The sequence below is a fragment of the Azospirillum sp. RU38E genome (assembly GCF_900188385.1).
GTDB lineage: Bacteria > Pseudomonadota > Alphaproteobacteria > Azospirillales > Azospirillaceae > Niveispirillum.
Genome location: NZ_FZOI01000067.1, coordinates 1 through 1217, shown reverse-complemented (window position 1 = coordinate 1217; position 1217 = coordinate 1). Strand labels below are relative to the sequence as shown.

The 1217-nt window shown below is 57.5% G+C and carries 1 protein-coding gene; it reads right to left on the bottom strand.

The window, feature by feature from the left end:
* Positions 1-74 precede the first annotated feature (74 nt).
* A complete protein-coding gene (locus CHB97_RS25680) occupies positions 75-1115 on the bottom strand; it encodes an IS481 family transposase (RefSeq protein WP_089290856.1) in 1041 nt (346 codons plus the stop codon).
* Positions 1116-1217 lie beyond the last annotated feature (102 nt).

Sequence of the window (1217 nt, the reverse complement as noted above, 5' to 3'; positions counted from 1 at the left end):
TGTAAAAGCATGGATTTGATCTGACAGTCACGCTCACCGATGCGGGTGTCCGGTGATGTTGAGCTGTCCGACGTTCACGCGGCAGCGATCTGCTTTTCCTGGGCGATTTTTGCGGTTTCTCGGAAGGTCTGCAAGGGTGTTCTGCCAAAGCACCATCGCCCCTGATGTGTCCTGACCTCGTTGTAATCACGCATCCATTCGTCCAGGTCGGCCTGCAACTGAGCGATGCTGGTGTAGATCCGTTTACGGAAGGCCACGCGATAGAACTCGTCCAGGATGGTTTTATGGAAGCGCTCGCAGATGCCGTTGGTCTGCGGGCTCCTGGCCTTGGTTCTGGTGTGGTCGATATCCTCGACGGCCAGATACAGCTCATATTCATGGGTTTCCGGGTTACCGCAATATTCGGTGCCCCTGTCGGTCAGCACCCGGCTGATCGCCACCTCCTGCTCCTCAAAGAAGGGGATCACCTTGTCATTGAGGATTTCAGCCGCCGTGATCGGGGTTTTGCGGTCATACAGCTTGGCGAAGGCCACCTTGGAATAGGTGTCGATCACCGTCTGCTGGTAAACCCGGCCAACGCCCTTCAAGGTGCCCACATAGAACGTATCCTGGGCGATGCAATAGCCGGGGCATTCGCTCTCAAACTCCCCATGGGCCTCTTTGTCGGCTTTGGCCTTTTCCAACGCCACGACCTGTGCTTCGGTCAGCACCTGGCCGGTTTCGGCCATCCGGGCTTCTAGGGCCTTCAGGCGCTTCTTCATATTCTCCAGATCGTGGCGCTGCCAGACGCTGCGCACCCCGAAGGGCGAAATCGACAGGCCGCGCTTCTTTAACTCGTTGGAAACACGGGCTTGGCCCCAGGCCGGCTGCTCAATGGCTATCTCGACAGTGGCCTTTTCAATGGCAGGATCGACCCGGTTCTTGATCAGCGGCCGCCCCTGGCGCTGCATCTCAACCAGAGCCATCTCCCCGCCCTTGTCGTACAGCTCCTTGAACCGGTAAAAACTGTCCCGGCTGTAGCCCATCATCTTGCAGGCTTGGCTGACGTTCCCAAGCTGCTTGGCCAGTTCCAGAACACCGACCTTCGCTCGGATAATTTTCTGATCCTTTGTCATGGCGACCTCTTCTTACGCCGCCGCCTGTGTCGGGGCATGCCCCGACACAGGCGATCAATACCCGCCATTCCAGCATGCCGTCAGATTTAGTCCAGACTTTTA